This is a genomic window from Vibrio sp. 10N.261.51.A3, from assembly GCF_041471965.1.
Lineage (GTDB): Bacteria > Pseudomonadota > Gammaproteobacteria > Enterobacterales > Vibrionaceae > Vibrio > Vibrio crassostreae_C.
On record NZ_JBFRPK010000004.1, the window covers coordinates 89,903 to 111,281 of the forward strand.

17 protein-coding genes and 2 tRNA genes are annotated in these 21,379 nt (G+C 44.7%); 15 read left to right on the forward strand and 4 right to left on the reverse strand.

Annotated features, from left to right (window positions below; all coding sequences use genetic code 11):
• Positions 1–276 precede the first annotated feature (276 nt).
• The 3 genes from erpA to AB4371_RS01390 all read left to right on the forward strand — a co-directional run bounded on the left by erpA (position 277) and on the right by AB4371_RS01390 (position 5,115).
• Positions 277–618 (forward strand): iron-sulfur cluster insertion protein ErpA, encoded by a 342-nt coding sequence (erpA, locus tag AB4371_RS01380; protein ID WP_004734539.1) that lies wholly within the window; start codon positions 277–279, stop codon positions 616–618.
• Positions 619–887: 269 nt separating this feature from the next.
• The gene (locus tag AB4371_RS01385; protein ID WP_372148699.1) at positions 888–2,012 is read left to right on the forward strand and encodes an efflux RND transporter periplasmic adaptor subunit; all 1,125 of its coding nucleotides are present in this window, start codon (positions 888–890) and stop codon (positions 2,010–2,012) included.
• 10 nt (positions 2,013–2,022) lie between these two features.
• Complete coding sequence (locus AB4371_RS01390; protein ID WP_017063268.1) at positions 2,023–5,115, forward strand: efflux RND transporter permease subunit; 3,093 nt, start codon at positions 2,023–2,025, stop codon at positions 5,113–5,115.
• Between the two features lie 84 nt (positions 5,116–5,199).
• Here the strand turns inward: AB4371_RS01390 and AB4371_RS01395 are convergent, their stop codons facing one another.
• On the reverse strand, positions 5,200–6,489 hold the full coding sequence (locus AB4371_RS01395) for a peptidoglycan DD-metalloendopeptidase family protein (protein ID WP_065584911.1): 1,290 nt from the start codon (positions 6,487–6,489) through the stop codon (positions 5,200–5,202).
• Positions 6,490–6,618: 129 nt separating this feature from the next.
• On the opposite strand from AB4371_RS01395, the gene tyrS reads away from it, so the two are divergent.
• Positions 6,619–7,806: a tyrosine--tRNA ligase gene (tyrS, locus tag AB4371_RS01400; protein ID WP_017059402.1), complete on the forward strand. Its 1,188-nt coding sequence runs from the start codon at positions 6,619–6,621 to the stop codon at positions 7,804–7,806.
• A 381-nt stretch (positions 7,807–8,187) separates the two neighbouring features.
• Positions 8,188–9,033: a magnesium transporter gene (locus tag AB4371_RS01405; RefSeq protein WP_372148702.1), complete on the forward strand. Its 846-nt coding sequence runs from the start codon at positions 8,188–8,190 to the stop codon at positions 9,031–9,033.
• A gap of 125 nt (positions 9,034–9,158) precedes the next feature.
• Here AB4371_RS01405 and dacB read toward each other — a convergent pair whose 3' ends face one another.
• The gene (gene dacB, locus AB4371_RS01410) at positions 9,159–10,592 is read right to left on the reverse strand and encodes a serine-type D-Ala-D-Ala carboxypeptidase (RefSeq protein WP_372148705.1); all 1,434 of its coding nucleotides are present in this window, start codon (positions 10,590–10,592) and stop codon (positions 9,159–9,161) included.
• 111 nt (positions 10,593–10,703) lie between these two features.
• Positions 10,704–11,780 carry a porin gene (locus AB4371_RS01415; RefSeq protein WP_372148708.1) on the reverse strand — a complete coding sequence of 359 codons (1,077 nt, stop codon included), beginning with the start codon at positions 11,778–11,780 and terminating at the stop codon, positions 10,704–10,706.
• Positions 11,781–12,293: 513 nt separating this feature from the next.
• On the opposite strand from AB4371_RS01415, the gene greA reads away from it, so the two are divergent.
• Entirely contained in the window at positions 12,294–12,767 is a 474-nt protein-coding gene (greA, locus tag AB4371_RS01420) for a transcription elongation factor GreA (protein WP_017059397.1), read from the forward strand.
• Between the two features lie 125 nt (positions 12,768–12,892).
• Here greA and yhbY read toward each other — a convergent pair whose 3' ends face one another.
• Positions 12,893–13,189, reverse strand: a complete 297-nt coding sequence (gene yhbY, locus AB4371_RS01425) for a ribosome assembly RNA-binding protein YhbY (protein WP_004738252.1) — start codon at positions 13,187–13,189, stop codon at positions 12,893–12,895.
• Positions 13,190–13,303: 114 nt separating this feature from the next.
• Here yhbY and rlmE point away from each other — a divergent pair, with 114 nt between their 5' ends.
• The 9 genes from rlmE to nusA all read left to right on the forward strand — a co-directional run bounded on the left by rlmE (position 13,304) and on the right by nusA (position 21,361).
• Positions 13,304–13,933 carry a 23S rRNA (uridine(2552)-2'-O)-methyltransferase RlmE gene (gene rlmE / locus AB4371_RS01430; RefSeq protein WP_017059396.1) on the forward strand — a complete coding sequence of 210 codons (630 nt, stop codon included), beginning with the start codon at positions 13,304–13,306 and terminating at the stop codon, positions 13,931–13,933.
• 107 nt (positions 13,934–14,040) lie between these two features.
• On the forward strand, positions 14,041–16,008 hold the full coding sequence (ftsH, locus tag AB4371_RS01435) for an ATP-dependent zinc metalloprotease FtsH (RefSeq protein WP_017068905.1): 1,968 nt from the start codon (positions 14,041–14,043) through the stop codon (positions 16,006–16,008).
• Positions 16,009–16,096: 88 nt separating this feature from the next.
• Positions 16,097–16,927 (forward strand): dihydropteroate synthase, encoded by an 831-nt coding sequence (folP, locus tag AB4371_RS01440; RefSeq protein WP_102393175.1) that lies wholly within the window; start codon positions 16,097–16,099, stop codon positions 16,925–16,927.
• A gap of 21 nt (positions 16,928–16,948) precedes the next feature.
• Positions 16,949–18,289 (forward strand): phosphoglucosamine mutase, encoded by a 1,341-nt coding sequence (gene glmM / locus AB4371_RS01445; RefSeq protein ID WP_102393176.1) that lies wholly within the window; start codon positions 16,949–16,951, stop codon positions 18,287–18,289.
• A gap of 294 nt (positions 18,290–18,583) precedes the next feature.
• On the forward strand, positions 18,584–18,916 hold the full coding sequence (secG, locus tag AB4371_RS01450; RefSeq protein WP_017059392.1) for a preprotein translocase subunit SecG: 333 nt from the start codon (positions 18,584–18,586) through the stop codon (positions 18,914–18,916).
• Positions 18,917–18,932: 16 nt separating this feature from the next.
• Positions 18,933–19,017 (forward strand) — tRNA-Leu (locus tag AB4371_RS01455).
• A gap of 53 nt (positions 19,018–19,070) precedes the next feature.
• Positions 19,071–19,147: transfer RNA gene (locus AB4371_RS01460), tRNA-Met, on the forward strand.
• Between the two features lie 235 nt (positions 19,148–19,382).
• Entirely contained in the window at positions 19,383–19,838 is a 456-nt protein-coding gene (gene rimP, locus AB4371_RS01465) for a ribosome maturation factor RimP (RefSeq protein WP_004738265.1), read from the forward strand.
• 35 nt (positions 19,839–19,873) lie between these two features.
• A complete protein-coding gene (nusA, locus tag AB4371_RS01470; protein WP_017059230.1) occupies positions 19,874–21,361 on the forward strand; it encodes a transcription termination factor NusA in 1,488 nt (495 codons plus the stop codon).
• Positions 21,362–21,379 lie beyond the last annotated feature (18 nt).

Genomic DNA, 21,379 nt, shown 5'->3' on the forward strand with positions numbered 1-21,379 from the left:
GTCGGACCAATTGGCACGCATTGTACCTATCCCTAATCCAACTAGGAATGCTTTCGCCCAGATAATCACCCGAATCTGGTTGTTTTGTGTGGTTACACGTTTTAATTGTTAGATATTGGTGAGTTTACAGCAGTAAAAGGACCGATCCTGTGGTGAATACTTGAACGTTTCAGTCAGGTATTAGATAATCACCGGAATATAAGAAAATACTCAACAACTATGGTCTCGAATTAGATTTGTATCATGTTGTTTTTGACACAGGTAAGAGAGGTTGTCGTGAGCGAAGTAAATATCCCATTGTCTTTTTCTGATGCAGCAGCTACCCGCGTACAAACGCTAATTGCTGAAGAAGAAAACCCAGAACTAAAACTGCGTGTATACATTACAGGTGGTGGTTGTAGCGGTTTCCAATACGGCTTCACATTTGATGAAAAAGTAAATGATGGCGACACTACAATTGTAAACAGCGGTGTAACGCTGGTTGTTGATCCAATGAGCCTACAATACCTAATGGGCGGCATGGTTGATTACACTGAAGGCCTAGAAGGCGCACGCTTCTTTGTGAACAACCCGAACGCTACAACAACATGTGGTTGTGGCGCATCATTCAGCGTATAGCATGAGTTGAAAATAGCTTGAGCTCAAAGCTGTATTAGATACATTTCAAACGCCGAACTTATGTTCGGCGTTTTTTTTTACTTAGTAACTTATTACTTTTCAAAGCATTCCTCTCATTTTTAGTACACGGCATATTTTTTAAACTGTCGATAGCGTCCAACTTCGTTGAGGATTGGTCTGTTAAGGTTACCTTTGTGCATAAGGAAGTTGCACATCACGCTATTAAGCCAACTAGCGCGCCTGAATGACATCGGACAAAAGGATTTGTTATGCCCACTCTATTTTCTAACTCACCACTTTTTCAGAAATTGAAGCAGCCGTGGCTGGTTTCTCTGACTCTAGTCGTGTTGTTGTCGATCTGGCTTGGTTTAGGCGTAGGGCAAGCAGAAGAGTCACCTGAAAAAAAGGCAACAGAAATTCCGCTGGCTAAGGTTTCCTTTCAAACCTTCACCTCATCACCGACCTTTAAAACGATTGATCTCTATGGAAGAACGGCGCCCGATAGGCATGCTCGTCTAGGTGCAGAAGTCGCGGGTAAGATTGTCAGATTGAATGTTGTTAAGGGGGAGATGGTTAAAGCAGGACAAGCCATTGCCCAGATAGATAAGGGTGATTTAGAGATTCAACTAGAGCGAGCATCTGCGTTATATCGCTTGAAGCAGAAAGAGTTCAAAGCGGCGCAGTCACTGAAGAAAAGAGGACTGCAAGGTGAAATCGCCTACACCACAGCTGAGGCTTCATTAACAGAAGCAAAAGCCATGATGCGCAATGCGGAATTGGCTTTAAAGAATACTGTGATTACTTCGCCTTTTTCGGGTGTGGTTCAAGATTTGATGGTGGAGCTCGGTGATTTCGTTAGTGTTGGCGATCCTGTTGCTGGCGTGATTGACCTCGCTCCTTTGGTTATTGAGGCGGATGTCAGTGAGCGTCATATCCAACATTTGCTAGTCAATCAATCTGCTTTGGTTCGTTTGTTAGGGCGAGAAGAAGCGGAAGGCCGTTTACGCTATGTTTCTCGTATCTCTTCTGTTGCTACTAATACCTTCCCAATCGAGATAGAAATCGATAACTCTAAAGGCCTATTACCAGCAGGTGTCAGTGCCGAAGTTAAACTCAACCTAGAAACAAGAGATGCAATAAAGATAACACCGGCGATGCTAGCATTGGATGAGGCGGGTAACCTAGGGGTCAAAACCTTGGTTTCAGTCGATGACTCACCAACGGTGAAGTTTGTAGGCATTCAGCTAGTAAAGGCCGAACAAGATGGAGTGTGGCTCACGGGGCTAGGTCAACGCGTCGATATCATCACAGTAGGCCAAGGGTTTGTGCGTGATGGTGATTCGGTGATTGCTGTTGAGCAAGTCGCTGAACTCTCTAACGTAACCGCAGAGTAGGAGATAACCGATGTATTCAATTATTGATGCAGCCTTGTCTCGTGCTCGAACAATGCTCTCCCTTTTAGCGTTAATCCTTGTAGCCGGTGTCGTCACCTATATCACGATACCTAAGGAATCGAGCCCAGACATTACCATCCCAATTATCTATGTTTCGGTCGGGCACCAAGGGATCTCGCCAACGGATGCAGAACGTTTATTGGTTCGACCTATTGAGCAAGAGCTGAGGTCGATTGAAGGCGTAAAAGAGATGACAGCAACCGCAGCAGAAGGGCATGCCTCTGTTGTGTTGGAGTTTAATGTTGGCGTCGATCTCACCAAAGCAATGGCCGATGTGCGTGACGCGGTTGATCTGGCTAAACCAAAACTACCAGAAGACAGTGACGAACCGACCGTAAATGAGGTGACGCTGGCTTCTGAGCAACCTGTTTTGTCTGTTGTGCTATTCGGTACCGTTCCTGAGCGCACCATAGTGCAAATTGCCCGAGAGCTTGGAGACAAATTAGAAAGCTATCGCCAAATCCTTGAAGTCGATATTGCGGGCGATCGCGCTGACATCGTCGAGATCATTGTCGATCCGTTATTGATGGAGAGCTACAGCTTAGATCAAGCGGATATCTATAATCTGATCGCTCTGAACAATCGAGTGGTGGCCGCAGGTTTTGTTGATACTGGCTACGGACGTTTTTCTGTCAAAGTCCCTTCGGTATTTAACTCCTTAAAAGACGTGCTTGAGTTGCCTATTAAAGTGGATGGCAAGCAGGTGGTCACTTTTGGCGATGTCGCTACGGTTCGTCGAGCGTTTCGAGATCCTGAAAGTTTTGCTCGTTTAGATGGCAAATCTGCGGTGGTGTTGGATATCAAGAAGCGTGCAGGTGAGAACATTATCGAAACCGTTGAGCTAGTCAAAGCGGTAATGGCTGGTGCTCAGCAGCAAGCGGAATGGCCAAATAACCTGTTGGTCAAATACACCTGGGATGAATCTAAAGATGTGAAGATCATGCTTAATGATCTGCAAAACAATATCTTATCCGCCATTATTCTGGTGGTGATCGTTATCATCGCGATTCTTGGTGTGCGTACCGCTTTGTTAGTGGGTATTTCCATTCCAGGCTCATTCCTAACCGGGTTATTGGTTCTTTCGGTGTTTGGCTTAACCGTCAACATCGTAGTGCTGTTCTCTCTGATTATGGCGGTGGGGATGCTAGTAGACGGTGCGATTGTGGTGACCGAATTTGCAGACAGGCGAATGCAAGAGGGTGAAGGGCGCAAAGCCGCTTACCGAGATGCAGCGAAACGGATGGCGTGGCCGATAACCGCATCGACTGCCACAACCTTAGCCGCATTTGCTCCGTTACTGTTTTGGCCTGATGTGACGGGCGAATTTATGAAGTTCTTACCACTAACTCTGATCGCGACTTTAACTGCATCATTGATCATGGCGTTGTTGTTTGTGCCCGTGCTGGGCGGTTTGATTGGCAAACCTCAATACGTATCGTCTAAAAGCCAAGCTCGAATGGTCGCACTGCATAATGGTGACTTTTCACAGGCTACTGGTTTAACCAAGGCTTACTACCACACGCTTTCTTTAGCGATTAAACACCCCTTTAAGATTTTGTTCAGTGCGGCACTGCTCGCGGTTGCAGTTGGTTTTACTTATTCAAAAGCGGGTCTAGGTGCAGAGTTCTTCCCAGAAGTTGATCCGCCATTCTTTAATGTCAAAGTTCGCTCGCATGGGGATCTGTCTATCCAAGAAAAGGATGACATCATGCGTGATATTGAACTGATGATGCTCAATCATGATGAGTTCGATACCGTTTACACGCGTACTGGTGGTGACGACCAGATTGGTTTGATCTCAATTACGCCTGTTGACTGGCAATATCGACGCAGCGTTAAGGCGATTATTGATGAGTTGAAGGTACAAACCGATCAATACGCTGGTGTTGAGATTGAATATAAGTTCCCTGATGCTGGGCCTCCGGTTGAAAATGACTTAGTGATTGAGCTGTCGGCAAGAACTCCAGAGCAGCTCAATCAGGCTGCAAAAATTGTGAGAGGTTGGGCTGATGGAAATAAAGCACTGACCAATATCAGCGATACTGCGAGTAAAGATGGCATCGATTGGAAGGTGGATATTCGCCGCGACGATGCTGCGCGCTTTGCAGCTGATGCGACCTTAGTGGGTAATACCGTTCAATTCGTGACTAATGGTCTCAAGATTGGTGATTATCTGCCCGATGACTCTTCAGAAGAGGTCGATATCTTGGTGCGCTACCCTAATGATAAGCGTGATATCGGGCGCTTCGACCAGCTTAGGGTGAAAACGCCAGCAGGTTTAGTACCTATTACTAATTTCGCTCAGATCGTTCCCGACCATAAGCAAGACACCATTAAACGCCTTGATGGCAAGCGTGTGGTGAACATCATGGCGGATATGGAAGAAGGGTATAACCTTGCTCTCGAACTACCAAAGATCGAACAAGCATTGAGTGAGCTAGGGCTGCCGAGTAGCGTGGAATTTCGCATCCGTGGTCAAAACGAAGAACAAGAAAACTCGTCAGCCTTTTTACAAAGTGCTTTCTTGGTTGCTTTGGCGGTAATGGCTTTGATTCTGATTACTCAGTTCAATAGCTTCTATCAAGCGTTTTTGATTCTGAGTGCTGTATTGTTTTCGACCGTTGGCGTGTTCGTTGGCTTACTGATCTTCCAACGTCCGTTTGGCATTGTGATGTCGGGAATTGGGGTAATAGCGCTCGCCGGCATAGTCGTGAACAACAACATCGTGTTGATTGATACTTATAATCAGCTCATCAAAAGAGGCTTGGACAAGCGAGATGCGATTCTAAGAACCGGTGTTCAGCGTTTAAGGCCAGTAATGCTCACGACGGTTACGACTATCTTAGGTTTAATGCCGATGGTGTTAGAGATGAACATCGACCTGATTAATCAAAAGATAGAGTTTGGCGCGCCAAGTACACAATGGTGGTCACAGCTTGCGACCGCTATTGCTGGTGGTTTGGCGTTTGCCACGGTGCTGACTTTAGTATTAACCCCTTGTTTGTTAATGCTTGGACGGAACAACAAACCTGAAAAACAGTAGCTAGTTGTGGTATGTGAGCATAAAAAAGAGCGCCTTGATGGGCGCTCTTTGCATTTTTCTATTTTGCAGTGAAGCTACAAACGCCTAGTTAGTCGCTAGTAACTGACCGTATCGCTCAAGGTTTCTTAATCGAATCTCTGAGTTGGCAATAAAGGTTGCTTTTGCTTTACCAGTTAACGACTTGGATTGAGGCAATTTCACGGTACGCGCATTTTTATGTACGCCATTAACCAAGAATTCATAATGTAAGTGCGGGCCAGTCACACGGCCTGTACCGCCCAAAGTACCAATGGTTTGGCCTTGTTTTACGCGCTGACCGGTTTTCACCATACGTCGCTTCATGTGCAGGTACTTGGTGATGTAGGTGTTGCTGTGGCGGATGAACACGTAGTTACCATTGAATTGGTTGTAACCTGACTTCTGAACAATACCGTCACCGGCTGCCCAGATAGGCGTGCCAACAGGGGCTGCGTAGTCAGTACCGCGGTGAGCTCGAATCTTACCGGTTACTGGGTGTCTCCTGGTAGGGTTAAAGTTCGATGTTACGCGACGAAAATCAATTGGTGAGCGTAAGAACGCCTTCTTCATCGCACGACCATTTTCATCGAAGTAGTTGCCGCTTTTATCATCCAATACCGCGGTAAATGAATCGCCTTGGTTTTTGAATACGGCTGCCATGATCTTACCTCGACCAACTACTTCACCTTCAACCACTTTCTCTTGGTATAAGATTTTGAAGCTGTCGTTCTTACGAATATCTAACGCAAAGTCGATATCCCAACCGAAGATGCCGGCCAGTTCCATAATTTGGTTTGCGGTTAAACCTGCGCTGACGCCAGCGTTCCAGAAGTTAGAGGTGATGTTGGCTTCGGCATAATTGTATTGGTATACCACTTCTTTTTTGTCGAAACTTGATGAGAAAGAATCGCCAGATTTAGTGATCTTGAAGCTTTCAAACGCACTAAGTTGTCGTTTTAACTGAATAAGGTCGTTGTTTTCATCAAAGCCGAACTGCAAGACATCACCAGGTCTTAGGTTAGACAGCTGCTTCTTAATATCATTATTGGTATTGAGTAGCGTGATCAGCAGACGGTATGAGAGGCCAATACGTTCAAATAAAACAGAGGTGCTTTCGCCAGAGCGAACGGTGTATTTCTCCCAATTGAGCACTGCCGTCGGTGGAGCGTCACTTGAGCTAATAAGTGCAGAGGCATTGATAGTCAGTGGGTAATGTTTTCCCACAACTAAAGCGCCCGAATCGTCACGCAAACTGTTGACGTCGGGGAGTAAGAAAATCGCGACGAAAATTATGGCACTAAAAAATGCGATAAAAGCCCGGTGCAAAATAGGAAGGCGTGCAAAAATAGACAACATGTTCCGGTTCGTTCTGTAAATATTATGAAAATCGACGACGGAATAGTGTAACTGGTTTCAAAATACATCGCTATTCAAGTAAGATGTCTAATTAATGTATTTTTGCCAAATCTGTGGGAGTGAACAAGAATGGCGAGTATTGAAGCTGCACTAGCCGAGATCAAACGTGGCGTAGAAGAACTGATTCCAGAAGACGAACTGATTGCAAAACTAAAAGAAGGTCGTCCTTTACGCATTAAGCTGGGTGCCGATCCAACAGCTCCAGATATCCACCTAGGCCATACGGTTATCTTTAACAAGCTTCGTGCTTTCCAAGAGCTTGGTCATGAAGTGACATTCCTTATCGGTGATTTCACTGCAATGGTTGGTGACCCATCAGGTAAAAACTCAACACGTCCACCGCTAAGCCGCGAAGACGTATTGAAGAATGCTGAAACTTACAAAGAGCAAGTATTCAAGATTCTAGATCCTGCGAAGACGCAAATTCGTTTCAACTCTGAATGGCTATCTGAGCTTGGCGCTGAAGGCATGATTCGTCTTGCTTCTAACCAAACTGTTGCTCGTATGCTTGAGCGTGATGACTTCAAAAAGCGTTACGCTGGTGGTCAACCGATCGCAATCCACGAATTCATGTACCCACTTCTACAAGGTCACGACTCTGTTGCACTAGAGAGCGACGTTGAGCTTGGCGGTACTGACCAGAAGTTTAACCTTCTAATGGGTCGTGAACTGCAAAAAGCAGCAGGTCAAAAACCACAAGCGGTACTAATGATGCCACTACTTGTTGGTCTAGACGGTGTTAAGAAGATGTCTAAGTCTGCGCATAACTACATCGGTATTAGCGAAGCACCAAGCGAGATGTTTGGTAAGATCATGTCTATCTCTGACGATCTAATGTGGAGCTACTACGAGCTGCTGTCTTTCCGTCCTCTTGAAGAAGTTGCGGAACTGAAAGCTGGCGTTGATGCAGGTAAGAACCCGCGTGACGTTAAAGTGCTTCTTGCTAAAGAGATCATCGCTCGTTTCCACAGTGAAGCAGATGCTGAAGCCGCTGAGCAAGAGTTCGTTAACCGTTTTGCTAAGAACCAAGTTCCTGATGAAATGCCGGAGTTTGAATTCGAAGCAGGCCTGCCAATTGCAAACGTTCTAAAAGAAGCGGGTCTTGTAAACTCGACTTCTGATGCGATGCGTATGATCAAGCAAGGTGCGGCTAAGCTTGAAGGCGAGAAGATTGAAGACAGCAAATTCGTGCCTGAAGCAGGTACTGCCGTTTACCAAGTAGGTAAGCGTAAGTTTGCTCGTATTACTATTAAGTAATAATGCACATCAATAATTGAACCAAAGGCATCCACGGATGCCTTTTTTATTGACCGAAAGTTGACGAAACTTTGAAACGCCTATTGCTACACTATGCGCGCTGTCAAATTGACAGTAATTCTGGAGATTTTTATGAACAATACCGACCATCCTCCTAGTTTGAATGGAGAAGAATAACCTGTCTCGGTATTGATCTATTGTCCTGCCGTTCAGGTAGGGTATCTTTGTTTTCCCCCGCATTCTTTTCCACACACTAGATTCTAACAAGTAGACACATCAGTAGCTTTCAGCTCTTGGTGCGCTTAGCTGTACGCTCTTGGTGTATTAGCTATAGGCTATTTGTTTTGATGGTCGTTACCTTTGCCAATCGGGAGATTCGCCATGACGGTAATGAACAACACTTTTTTATCTATTGAAGCTCTGTACTCAGAGCAAGACATCCAAGCTGTGTCGAATGCATTTCAACAGTACGGACGTGAACAACAAATTAACCTTTTGAACCGAATGCCGATCGAAGATGCGGTGTTAGTGCTGGGGCAATGCTCTTTGAGTACGATTCAGACTTTACTTAGTGAGCTAGAAGAGCAGGGCTTTGAGAAGCGCTCTCGACATCTAGCTCACCAACTAGGGCTGATTTACTCAGAGGTAGAACCTCAGCAGGGCTATCTTTCTACTGGCGTCATGAGCCACGTTAGGCAACGTATCGGTTGGATTATTGCGTTAGCACTATTGGGCATCGTCTCAGGGCTTATCATTGCTCAATATGAAGACATTCTCAGTCAGTTGGTACTTTTGGCTATCTACATGCCGGTAATTGCTGCAGCTGGTGGTAATACCGGAACACAAGCCGCGACCTTGGTGATCAGAGCCTTGGCCACAGGTGAGTTAAAAAAACGCCAATGGGCTAACGTTCTGTGGAAAGAGTTTAGAGTTGCTATTTGTTTAGCTTTAGCGATTGCTGTAGTGATGATTGGACGTATTTTGCTCTTTAGTGAAAACCAAGCGACAGGTGGTTATGATATCAACATGATTGCGTTAGCTATTGCGGTAGCGCTGTTTATTCAGGTGACCATATCAACCGTGCTGGGTGGCGGATTGCCGATAGTTGCTAGGCTATTTAAGCTTGATCCAGCGGTGTTAGTGAGCCCAGTGCTTGCTTCCATAGTTGATATCTCAGGAATGTGGATCTACTTCACTGTGGTTAACTCATTCCTCGGTATCGCTTAGCTCCTATAAAAATAGGCTCCTATAAAAATAGCTAAATACATCTGAGAAACAAAAATGGCGCTGAAGATTTAAGGTCTTCAGCGCCATTTTTATTGTTTGAGTAGAAGTTTACACAGAGCTAAGCATTACTTAGATTTGCTTTGTGTTTGACTGAACTCGACCACATCTTCGTAGAAAGCACGCTCAAACTGGGTGATAGGTGCTTCCACTGGTTTGTCTGGATCTTGTTCTTCAGGGAAGTAATCACGGACAAATTGTACAAACAGAGAGTTTGGTTTTCCCGCTTTATCTAATCCGTATCCCGCCATGTTGTAACTGCCGTATAGAGAACCACTCTTGGCGATAATGTTGCCTTGAATCGGTGCTTTTCTCATGCTCTGACGGTATTTGAGCGTTCCATCAGTGCCAGATGTAGGCATAGCCTCAATCAGGCTGAGCTGTTGATCGTTTTCCCAGATATAACGAAGCACTTGAGCCATGGTCTGTGACCTCATTCGGTTATTTCTGGATAACCCTGAACCATCGACGAGCTGCGCTTTACTGAGGTCAATATTAGCCTTGGTCAGCAGTATCTGTTTTATTGCTTCAGTGCCGTTATTGAAACTGCCTGGTTGAACATAAAATGTGGCTCCTAGCGTTTTAGTTAGATTATCTGCGATAAGGTTATCCGACTTCTTGAGCATGATATCGAGCAGTTCAGGAAGCTTTTCTGAGTTGTGACTAGCGACTAACGTGGTTTTGTCTGCTTGCGCTTTTTTACCAATAATCACATCACCTTTTACTTCTATTTTCAGTTCTTTGAGAAGCGATGTAACGACTTGATAGGTGTAAAGTTCTGGATTTTGAATCGCGAACTTGAGTGGCAGTGGCTTTTTACGCTCAACCAAGCAACCAGAGAGCTTGTAAGCGTTATCTGGTGTCGTGATGAGCTCCAAGTCGCATTGTGTTGCCTTCTGCCCAGAGCGAGTTACCGTGGCAGCGGTGGTCGTCACGTCTATCGGATAGTGAGCGGGAATATAAACGCGTGTCGCACCATTATCTTTTGTATAAATAGAGGCTTGTGCGCAGTTGCTGTCTAAGGTCATTGTACTAGAAGGCGCGCTGTAACAAACGCCTAGAATGTCCCAAGGCCACCCCACCGCTCGCTGATAGCCCGTAAAAGTCGAGTTATCGAGGTATAAGTTGCCTTTGATGGTTCTTGATTGAGACTTAGCGTATTGAGCCAAAAGGCTTTTAAGCTGTTCTCGTTGCAGCGTTGGGTCGCCACTAAATGAAATGATAGAGTCATTACCAGAACGAACAATGCTGGTCGTGTAGTGAAAGTCATCCCCTAACTCCAACTTAGCCGCCAAAGCTGTCACCAGCTTTAAAGTACTAGCGGGGGGATAGAAGCGATCACTGTTGGAATTCATTTTGTTTGAATCGCCTCTCAGGGATTCCAAAATCACACTGGTGCTACTGCCATCAGGCAGTTTATCTAGAGGGGGGTAAGCGAAAGCGTTAACTGAGAAAGCGCTAATGGAAAAGCTACATACAAGTAGTGTGGATAGAAGGCGCATAGAAGATTTCTTGGATGGCTGATGTTTTCAGTATACAGATATAAAAAACGCCCGCTAGATAGCGGGCGTTTTGATTCTCAATTAAACAATTAAACAATTAAATAATTAGAATTAGAAGTCGTAACGTAGACCTAGAGCTAGCTCGTCTTCAGCTTGTGCTTTAGATGCTGTGCCGTTTACTAGAGAAGTCCCGCCAATCTTGTCGCCTTCAGAGATTAGGTTGAAGTTGTACGAGATGTAAGTACGGAAGTTAGGCTTGAAGTAGTAAGTCGCATCGATAGCAACGTTGTCTGCTGAAGTTTCACCGTCAGTTTCTGCGTTGTTGTACGTTAGTGTGAATGCAGTTTGGTCTAGCGTGTACGCAGTTGCGAATTCGTAACCAGTGTAGTCTACAGATTGGTTGCTGAATTCAAAAACGTTGCCATCAGCATCTTTGAAAGTTGCTTGTTTTTCACCATCAGTGAATACACCAGCGAAGTAAAAATCGCTGATGCGGTAAGATGCAGAAAGCATGTATTCGTTAGATTGATCTTGGTCTGCGTAACCAGCACCTAGCTTAACGCCAGAATCGCCGATTGCGTAGATAGCAGATAGAGAGTAGCCATCTTTACCGTTGTCGTTGAACTCACCGCTAGTTTCAGAACGGTCAGCAAAGCGGTAGCTTGCTTTTAGGCCTAGGTCTTGGAATTGGCCTTTGTAAGAAAGCATGTTGTCTGAACGATCAGCTACTGCGATTTTGTCTGCAGCAGAGTTACCGTGGTAAGACATGATATCGGTAAAGTCAGTGATTACGCCTAGCGCACCGTCGTTTTTACCGTAAGTTACTTCACCGAATGTACCGCCGATACCAGCGTATGTGTAACGGTTAGTGATGTCGCCGTCGTTGTTATCAGTAGAGCCGCCGTTTTCAGCAGTTGTGAATTCGCCTTCGTAGAAACCCACACCGTATAGGCCGTCTTGGATTTCAACTTTACCTAGGAAGTTAAGACGTACACGTGATTTGTCGTCAGCTTTGCCATCTTTCATCGATAGACGAGCTTCTGCACGACCACCGATCTCTAGAGAAGTGCCGTTTGAGCTGTATACAGAAGTACCGGCAATATCACCAGCTTGTTTACCGTCGGCTGCCACTGCGTTAGTAGCAAGAGCTGCAGCAGATACAGCAAGCGCGATCATAGTCTTGTTCATGTTATTATTTCCTAATTACTGTCCATAGAAGTTTTATTAAGGATTTGACCCCTTTTGTGTATTGCCTCTATTAATCAGGCTTCATAATCATGATTAGAACAGAAGTCTGAAAAATGCCAGTGCAATCCATGGGTTACGTTTTACCTCTAAAGTTCCATAGCCAGTTAGTAAAATGATATAAAACCAAAAAATGAACACTGTTTTATTATATTTGTTGTTATTTAAGTTGTTGTTTTAATGTGTCTTTTATAAAAGTGTGATCTGTGTTTATTTTGTTTGTTTTTTGTTTTTTTAGGTATTTTCTTGTTGTCTTATTGATTGGGGCGTTATTATTCATTTTTGTGATATCTGTAATTTAGACCTAGATACAGCTTTTATAACGCAAAGTGGAATAAAGATGATTTAGCCATAAAGTTTGTTTACACTAAGCCAAATCGTTTTGTTTCTACTACCCAATAAATACGTTGGGTGTATTTATGTTCGCCAAAGAAAGTTTTGGCATAGAGGTAAAAAATGGAAAAGGTTCCAATGACAGTACGTGGCGCTCAGCAGCTACGTGACGAATTAGATCGCCTACTTAAGCTACGCCCTGTTATCTCAGCAGCTATTGGTGAAGCTCGTGAACTGGGCGACTTGAAAGAGAATGCTGAATACCACGCCGCTCGTGAAGAGCAGGGTATTTGTGAAGCTCAGATCCGTGATATTGAATATAAGCTATCACTGGCTCAGATCATCGATGTAACGCAAATGGATAATACGGGCAAGATTATCTTTGGTACGACAGTGACACTGATTGATGTGGATACCGATGATGAGTTCCGCTACCAAATCGTTTCAGAAGACGAAGCAGACATCAAAACGGGTCGCATTTCTGTGAAATCGCCAATTGCTCGCGGTCTTATCGGTAAAATGGAAGGCGACGAAGTCATGATCTCTACCCCTGGTGGTGACAAAGACTTCGAAATCGACAAAGTAGAATATATCTAATTGAATTTTCTTTGTTTCTGATAAGTAAAAAGGTCGCTAAATGCGACCTTTTTCGTTTCTCACGCTACACTAAAAGATAAGCGCTGTGGCTTCCTATTAGTGAAGTTAGCTTATATCAAACTCGCTTATTTACGTGGAATCTCGATTTTACGTGCTTCTGACTGGCGGAACAGTACTAGAACTTTACCGATAGTCTGTACTTTCTCAGCTTTAGTTTCACGTACAATTGCATCGATAATCAGTTGCTTAGTCTCACGGTCTTCTGATGCAACTTTAATCTTGATCAGTTCGTGGTGGTCTAGAGCTAATTCGATTTCCGCTAGAACAGCTTCAGTAAGTCCATTTGCGCCCATTAGCACAACAGGTTTTAAACTGTGAGCTAGGCCCTTTAGATGCTGCTTTTGTTTGGTACTTAGGTTCATTACGCGGCCAATTTTATTTACTATTAGGGTTGAAAAAACCTATTTTAACGCCATCTAAAGCTGAAGACTATAATTTATTCAGCAATTAGTACTTTCCTCCAATTTAGGTATCCAATGAGCAAACAGAAACACTCGGCCAGTTCAGGCCGTTGGTTGAAGGAACACTTCGACGACAAGTACGCAAATGAAGCAAGAAAGAAAGGCTATCGTTCACGTGCTTATTTCAAAATGGAAGAGATTCAAACGAAAGATAAATTGCTGTCTCCTGGGATGACCATTGTGGATTTGGGTGCAGCACCTGGCGGTTGGTCTCAATATGCTGCTAAGATTGTTGGAGACAACGGACAAATCATTGCGTGTGACTTGTTACCAATGGATCCGATTGCTGGTGTTAGCTTTTTACAAGGCGATTTCCGCGAAGAAGCTGTGCTAGATGCCTTGTTGGAACGTATACAACCAAACATGGTTGATGTCGTGATGTCAGATATGGCACCTAATATAGCAGGCAACAATTCTGTGGATCAGCCAAGAGCTATGTATTTAGTTGAATTAGCTTTGGATATGTGTCGACAAGTTCTAGCTACCAATGGTAGTTTTGTTGTAAAAGTATTCCAAGGCGAAGGGTTTGACCAATACGTTAAGGACGTCCGCGAGATGTTTAAAACAGTAAAAGTTAGAAAACCCGACTCTTCTCGAGCTCGATCTCGTGAAGTGTTTATCGTAGCCACTGGTTACAAAGGTTAACGATTCTCTTCCAAGAGTGAGAGTTAACAACATGGCTACAGGTTACAAACTGTAGTACCCTACCTTTAATTACAATTAGTTATCGAGAGGCTTACACCTTGAGTGACATGGCAAAAAATTTAATTCTGTGGCTTGTTATCGCGGTAGTGTTGATGTCGGTATTCCAGAGCTTCGGCCCTGGGGAAAGTAACGGCAGAGCAGTAGATTACACCACGTTTGTACAGGAAGTTGGCCAAGGCCAGATTCAAGACGCACAGTTCAATAACAGCGAAATCACTTTCACACGTCGTGGTGGTGGTTCTAAGTATGTAACTTACATGCCTGTTTATGATCAAAAGCTACTTGATGACTTAATTAATCAAAACGTAAAAGTTCAGGGTACACCACCTGAAGAGCAGAGCCTGCTTGGCACTATCTTCATCTCATGGTTCCCAATGATCTTACTGATTGGTGTATGGATTTTCTTCATGCGTCAAATGCAAGGCGGCGGCGGCGGTAAAGGCGCGATGTCTTTCGGTAAGAGTAAAGCTCGAATGATGAGCGAAGAACAAATCAAAACCATGTTTGCTGATGTTGCTGGTTGTGACGAAGCAAAAGAAGACGTGAAAGAGCTTGTGGACTACCTTCGTGACCCAAGCCGCTTCCAAAAGCTAGGTGGTAAGATCCCGACAGGTATCCTGTTGGTTGGTCCTCCTGGTACGGGTAAAACATTGCTTGCAAAAGCGATTGCCGGTGAAGCGAAAGTACCGTTCTTTACTATCTCTGGTTCTGACTTCGTTGAAATGTTTGTTGGTGTTGGTGCATCTCGTGTGCGTGACATGTTCGAACAAGCGAAGAAAGCGGCACCTTGTATCATCTTTATCGATGAAATTGATGCTGTAGGTCGTCAACGTGGCGCTGGTGTTGGTGGTGGTCACGATGAACGTGAACAAACACTGAACCAAATGTTGGTTGAGATGGATGGTTTCGAAGGTAACGAAGGTATTATCGTTATCGCTGCGACTAACCGTCCAGACGTACTAGACCCTGCATTACTTCGTCCTGGTCGTTTTGACCGTCAAGTTGTGGTTGGTCTACCGGATGTACGTGGTCGTGAACAGATTCTTAAAGTACACATGCGTAAAGTGCCACTATCAGGTGATGTTGAACCGTCGCTGATCGCTCGTGGTACTCCAGGCTTCTCTGGTGCAGATCTTGCGAACCTTGTGAACGAAGCGGCGCTATTTGCTGCTCGTGGTAACAAGCGCAATGTATCTATGGTTGAGTTTGAACTTGCGAAAGACAAAATTATGATGGGTGCAGAGCGCCGTTCAATGGTTATGTCTGAAGAAGTGAAAGAGTCAACGGCTTACCACGAAGCGGGTCACGCAATTGTTGGTCGTTTGGTACCTGAACACGATCCAGTGTACAAGGTGTCAATCATTCCACGTGGTCGTGCGCTTGGTGTAACCATGTATTTGCCAGAGCAAGATCGTGTGAGCATGTCTCGCCAACATCTAGAGTCTATGATTTCTAGCCTGTACGGTGGTCGTCTTGCTGAAGAACTGATTTACGGTAAAGACAAAGTGTCAACTGGTGCGTCTAACGATATCGAACGTGCAACTGATATTGCTCGTAAGATGGTTACGCAGTGGGGCTTCTCTGAGAAATTGGGTCCTCTTCTTTACGCAGAAGAAGAAGGTGAAGTTTTCCTAGGTCGCGGCATGAGCCAAGCTAAGCACGTTTCTGATGACACGACTAAGCTTATCGATGAAGAGATTCGTATCCTTATCGACCGTAACTACGATAGAGCTAAGAAGATTCTTGAAGATAACATGGATATCATGCATTCGATGAAAGACGCTCTAATGAAGTTCGAAACGATCGATGCAGGTCAAATTGATGACTTGATGGAGCGTAAGCAAGAGATTCGTGATCCAGCTGGTTGGGGTGATCAGGTAAAAGCTGAACCTACAAAGGAAGAAGCAAAACCTGAAGCTAAGGCAGAAGAAGCTAAAGCGGAACCAAAAGCTGAAGAGTCGAAAGTTGAAGAAGTTAAATCTGAAACAGATGATGCTCAAAACAAAGATTCTTAATCGCTAAGTTATAAATTAAAACCCTGAGTACGCTCAGGGTTTTTCTGTTTCTAGCCCTAGATGTTTTTACCTTTAAGACCCACCTTCCATGATATTAAAAGCACATAATAAAACGCTCGTTTTAGACCGCCCACATGTGATGGGTATCCTCAATGTTACGCCTGACTCTTTCTCTGATGGCGGAAAATTCAATTCATTAGATAATGCTTTACTGCAAGCAGAGCGAATGATTCAAGCTGGTGTTAGCATTATTGACATTGGTGGTGAATCAACTCGCCCGGGAGCGCCTGACGTTCCTTTAGAAGAAGAGCTCGCTCGCGTTATTCCTGCCATTAAAGCAATTCGCGCTAAGTTTGATGTGTGGATCTCCATTGATACCAGTAAAGCTGAAGTGATGCGCCAAGCCGTTGAAGCGGGGGCTGATTTGATCAATGATGTGCGCGCACTGCAAGAGCCCGGAGCTTTAGAAGCGGCCGCCGATGCTAATGTGCCCGTTTGCCTGATGCACATGAAAGGTCAGCCAAGAACCATGCAAGCTAACCCTAATTACGATGATGTCCTAATGGATGTTGAAGCGTTCTTAAAAGAAAGGGTGGAGGCTTGTGAGGCTGTTGGTATATCAAAAGATCAGCTGATTCTGGATCCTGGTTTTGGTTTTGGTAAAACCATTGAGCATAATTACCACCTATTAGCGCACCTTGAAAAGTTTCATTCGTTAGGCTTACCTGTTTTAGCGGGGATGTCGAGAAAATCGATGATCTTTAAATTGCTAGACAAGGTTCCGGCCGACTGCATGGTCGCAAGCGTCACTTGCGCGACGATTGCCGCGATGAAAGGCGCACAAATTATTCGCGTTCATGATGTCGAGGAGACACTGGAAGCGATGAAAATAATCGAAGTGATGAACAACAATCACTAAATATAATTAAGGAAAATCACTATGTCTGATAAAAGACGTTATTTCGGCACAGATGGTGTGCGTGGCAAAGTAGGCCAGTACCCGATTACACCTGATTTTGTTCTGAAGCTTGGCTGGGCTGCGGGTCGTGTTCTTGCGAAGCAAGGCACAAAGAAAGTCATCATTGGTAAAGATACTCGTATCTCTGGTTACATGCTTGAGTCAGCGCTAGAAGCTGGCCTTGCTGCTGCTGGTCTTCAGGCTACGTTTACTGGCCCAATGCCAACACCTGCTGTGGCTTACCTAACTCAAACCTTCCGCGCTGAAGCCGGTATTGTTATCTCTGCATCACACAACCCATACTACGATAACGGTATCAAGTTCTTCTCTTCTGAGGGAACAAAACTGCCGGACGATATCGAGTTGGCAATTGAAGCAGAGTTGGATAAAGACATCGAATGTGTTGATTCTTCAGAGCTAGGTAAAGCCGTACGTTTGAACGATGCGGCTGGCCGTTACATCGAGTTCTGTAAAAGTACGTTCCCACATAAAATGACATTAGCTGGCATGAAGATCGTTATCGATTGTGCACATGGTGCGACTTACCACATTGCGCCTGCTGTATTTAAAGAACTGGGTGCTGAGGTCGTTGCGATTGGTGTTGAGCCAAACGGTACTAACATCAACCACGAAGTCGGTGCGACGGATGTACGTGCTCTGCAAGCAAAAGTGCTTGAAGAAAAAGCGGCATTAGGTCTTGGCTTTGATGGTGATGGTGACCGTATCATCATGGTTGACGAGCTAGGCAACAAAGTTGATGGCGACCAAATCGCTTACATTATTGCTCGTGATGCACTGCGTCGTGGTGAGTTGAAAGGCGGCGTTGTTGGTACACTAATGACCAACCTGGGTATGGAAAACGGCCTTAAGCAGTTAGGTATTCCGTTTGTACGTGCTGCTGTTGGTGACCGTTACGTAATGGAACAGCTTCTTGCTAAAGGCTGGAAGATCGGCGCTGAAAACTCGGGGCACGTTATCCTACTAGATAAAGTGACGACGGGTGATGCTATCGTTGCTGCTCTGCAAGTTTTGGCTTCAGTTGTTGATAGCGAAATGACACTGAATGAGTTGTCTCAGGGCATGACGTTGTACCCTCAAGTTCTAGAAAACGTTCGTTTCAGCGGAGATTCAAACCCACTAGAAGCCGAAGCGGTAAAAACAGCGGTTGTTGAAGTAGAAGCTGAGCTTGGCGAGAAAGGTCGTGTGCTATTACGCAAGTCTGGTACCGAGCCACTACTGCGTGTCATGGTTGAAGGCGAAGATGCAGAGCTTGTTCAAGCATCAGCGCTTAAGATTGCAGATGCAGTAAAAGCAAACTGCTAATTTAACCTTTTACTTAGCCGGCGTAACGAATAGCGCCTGTGATTAGAAGTGATTGAGTTATCTCACGGTCAAAAGATATAACGGTCAAGAGAGACGTAAATGAGTTTTGTGTCGCTTTTGACCTTTTTTTGACCACTCACTTGGTAAAGGCTTATTTTTTAGCAAATTCTCCTTGTCAGCCATCGTCGCATTCGCTAGTATTGCTCGGCCTTCAGTTAGGAGGTCGCTAGCCTTGTTCTTAAAAATAGTTTTTTGAACGGCGCTGGCTCAACAATTAGGAACATAGGTGGAAAAATGTTTACAGTTCTACTTGTGATTTACCTGTTGGCAGCGCTTGGTGTAATTGGCCTAGTGTTGATTCAACAAGGTAAAGGCGCAGATATGGGAGCCTCTTTCGGTGCTGGCGCTTCAAACACTGTGTTTGGTGCTGGTGGCTCAGGAAATTTCCTTACCCGAATGACTGCAATTTTTGCAACTACATTTTTTATCCTTAGCTTAGTGCTTGGTAATATGTCTACACATAAAACTGAGTCACAATGGATTGACCCGACCCAAGGTCAGGTGATTCAACAAGCTGATGATGCAGTGAGTGAAGTTCCGGCGCAAGGCGACGAAATTCCACAATAATCTGTAAAGATTTGATGCCGAGATGGTGAAATTGGTAGACACGCTAGCATGAGGTGCTAGTGCCTTAGGGTGTGAGGGTTCGAGTCCCTCTCTCGGCACCATGTTTACAAACTTGTAAAACATCTTGTTGGGCGTATAATGCTCGCAAGTCGGACGCGGGATGGAGCAGTTTGGTAGCTCGTCGGGCTCATAACCCGAAGGTCGTCGGTTCAAATCCGGCTCCCGCAACCACATTTCAATGCTATTATATAGCTTGTATTGGTAGCAAGTTTGCACAGTGTGAACCTCACTGTGAGTTAGGTGCGATATCGAATGTGATGGCACTTAACATATAAGGGTCCAGCAACAAAAACCCCGGCTTATACGGGGTTTTTTGTTATCTAAGCATTTGTAAATGTATTTAGATAATGTTTGCTTGGAATTTAAATTGGGCTTTGAGCCCTTTTTTTGTTTCTGGAGTGGTTAAATGACTGGTTTAGAAAGACAACTTACTGAAATGCTTGACGCTCCAGTAGCAGCATCAGGTTATGAGTTAGTTGGATTAGAATTTATTCGTGCTGGTGAGCACTCAACGCTACGTATTTACATCGATTCACCAAACGGTATCAATGTAGATGATTGCGCTGAAGTTAGCCACCAAGTAAGTGCCGTAATGGACGTTGAAGATCCAATTTCAGTGGCTTATAACCTTGAAGTGTCTTCACCAGGTTTAGAGAGACCACTGTTCAAAGCAGAGCATTACCAACAATTTATTGGTCACGAGGTAAGCATCGTTTTGAAAATGGCTGTCGGCAACCGTCGTAAATGGAAAGGTGATATCCAATCTATCGAAGGCGAGACAGTGAAAGTATTGGTTGAAGGACAAGAAGAAGAATTCGTCCTGAGCAATATTGCGAAAGCTAACCTGATCCCTAAATTTTAGTTCTCCTAGAGAGAAGAGCTTAAGAGGCTAGATTAATGAACAAAGAAATTTTGGCGGTAGTAGAAGCTGTTTCAAATGAGAAAGCAGTTCCTCGTGAGCGTATTTTTGAAGCGCTTGAAATCGCGCTTGCAACGGCAACAAAAAAGAAAAGCGAACTAGAAATTGAAGTTCGTGTTGAAATTGACCGTAAAACGGGTGATTTCGAAACTTTCCGTCGTTGGGAAGCTGTTGAGGAAGTTGAATTCCCAACAAAAGAAATCTCTATTGAAGCTGCAAAGTACGATGACCCAGAGATCGAACTTGGCGGTTTCATTGAAGATGATATCGAATCAGTAACGTTTGACCGTATTACGACTCAAACGGCTAAGCAAGTTATCGTACAGAAAGTACGTGAAGCTGAACGCGCTCAAATCGTTGAGCAGTTCATCGATAACGAAGGCGAGCTAGTAACTGGCGCAGTTAAGAAAGTTAACCGTGACACTATTATTCTAGACCTAGGTAACAACGCTGAAGCGGTAATCCTTCGTGATGACCAACTTCCTCGTGAAAACTTCCGTCCAGGTGACCGTGTTCGTGGTCTTCTTTACGCAGTTAAACCAGAAGCTCGTGGTTTCCAGCTTTTCGTTACTCGTTCGAAGCCAGAAATGCTAGCTGAACTATTCCGTGTTGAAGTGCCTGAGATTGGTGAAGAGCTAATTGAACTTAAAGGTGCTGCACGTGACGCTGGTTCTCGTGCTAAAATCGCTGTGAAAACAAACGACAAACGTATTGACCCAGTTGGTGCGTGTGTTGGTATGCGTGGCGCACGTGTACAAGCTGTTTCTAACGATCTTGGTGGTGAACGTATCGATATCGTTCTTTGGGATGATAACCCGGCTCAATTCGTAATCAACGCAATGGCTCCTGCTGATGTTGCTTCAATCATCGTTGATGAAGACGCACACTCTATGGATATCGCTGTTGAAGCGGATAACCTAGCACAAGCGATTGGCCGTAGCGGTCAAAACGTACGTCTAGCGTCTCAACTTACTGGTTGGGAACTGAACGTAATGACTGTTGCTGATCTTGAGAAGAAGCACCAAGAAGAAGCAGTTGCTTCTATTGAAAACTTCATGAAGCACCTAGACATTGAAGAAGACTTTGCTCAAATGCTTGTTGAAGAAGGCTTCTCTACGCTTGAAGAAGTAGCATACGTTCCTGTGAACGAGCTTCTTGAAGTAGACGGTCTAGACGAAGGTATCGTTGAAGAACTACGTAACCGCGCAAAAGACGCACTGACTACTCTAGCGCTAGCGAAAGAAGAAACTTTCGACGGTGTTGAGCCTGCTGAAGACTTACTTGCACTTGAAGGTCTTGAGCGTGAAATGGCTTACAAGCTAGCAGCAAAAGGCGTTGCGACATTGGAAGACCTAGCTGACCAAGGCGTTGATGAACTAGAAGGCATCGAAGACCTAACTGCAGAACGTGCAGGCGAGCTAATTATGGCTGCGCGTAACATCTGTTGGTTCGGCGACGAAGAATAATTCAGCAAGGAGAGAAAG

Excerpts from the sequence above, each read along its gene's own strand:
- dacB (WP_372148705.1), bottom strand. The coding sequence starts at position 10,592 with ATGCGCCTTCTATCCACACTACTTGTATGTAGCTTTTCCATTAGCGCT.
- AB4371_RS01405 (WP_372148702.1), top strand. The coding sequence starts at position 8,188 with ATGACGGTAATGAACAACACTTTTTTATCTATTGAAGCTCTGTACTCA.
- rlmE (WP_017059396.1), top strand. The coding sequence starts at position 13,304 with ATGAGCAAACAGAAACACTCGGCCAGTTCAGGCCGTTGGTTGAAGGAA.
- AB4371_RS01385 (WP_372148699.1), top strand. The coding sequence starts at position 888 with ATGCCCACTCTATTTTCTAACTCACCACTTTTTCAGAAATTGAAGCAG.
- AB4371_RS01390 (WP_017063268.1), top strand. The coding sequence starts at position 2,023 with ATGTATTCAATTATTGATGCAGCCTTGTCTCGTGCTCGAACAATGCTC.
- yhbY (WP_004738252.1), bottom strand. The coding sequence starts at position 13,189 with ATGAACCTAAGTACCAAACAAAAGCAGCATCTAAAGGGCCTAGCTCAC.
- secG (WP_017059392.1), top strand. The coding sequence starts at position 18,584 with ATGTTTACAGTTCTACTTGTGATTTACCTGTTGGCAGCGCTTGGTGTA.
- greA (WP_017059397.1), top strand. The coding sequence starts at position 12,294 with ATGGAAAAGGTTCCAATGACAGTACGTGGCGCTCAGCAGCTACGTGAC.
- AB4371_RS01415 (WP_372148708.1), bottom strand. The coding sequence starts at position 11,780 with ATGAACAAGACTATGATCGCGCTTGCTGTATCTGCTGCAGCTCTTGCT.
- rimP (WP_004738265.1), top strand. The coding sequence starts at position 19,383 with ATGACTGGTTTAGAAAGACAACTTACTGAAATGCTTGACGCTCCAGTA.
- nusA (WP_017059230.1), top strand. The coding sequence starts at position 19,874 with ATGAACAAAGAAATTTTGGCGGTAGTAGAAGCTGTTTCAAATGAGAAA.
- glmM (WP_102393176.1), top strand. The coding sequence starts at position 16,949 with ATGTCTGATAAAAGACGTTATTTCGGCACAGATGGTGTGCGTGGCAAA.
- ftsH (WP_017068905.1), top strand. The coding sequence starts at position 14,041 with ATGGCAAAAAATTTAATTCTGTGGCTTGTTATCGCGGTAGTGTTGATG.
- folP (WP_102393175.1), top strand. The coding sequence starts at position 16,097 with ATGATATTAAAAGCACATAATAAAACGCTCGTTTTAGACCGCCCACAT.
- AB4371_RS01395 (WP_065584911.1), bottom strand. The coding sequence starts at position 6,489 with ATGTTGTCTATTTTTGCACGCCTTCCTATTTTGCACCGGGCTTTTATC.
- tyrS (WP_017059402.1), top strand. The coding sequence starts at position 6,619 with ATGGCGAGTATTGAAGCTGCACTAGCCGAGATCAAACGTGGCGTAGAA.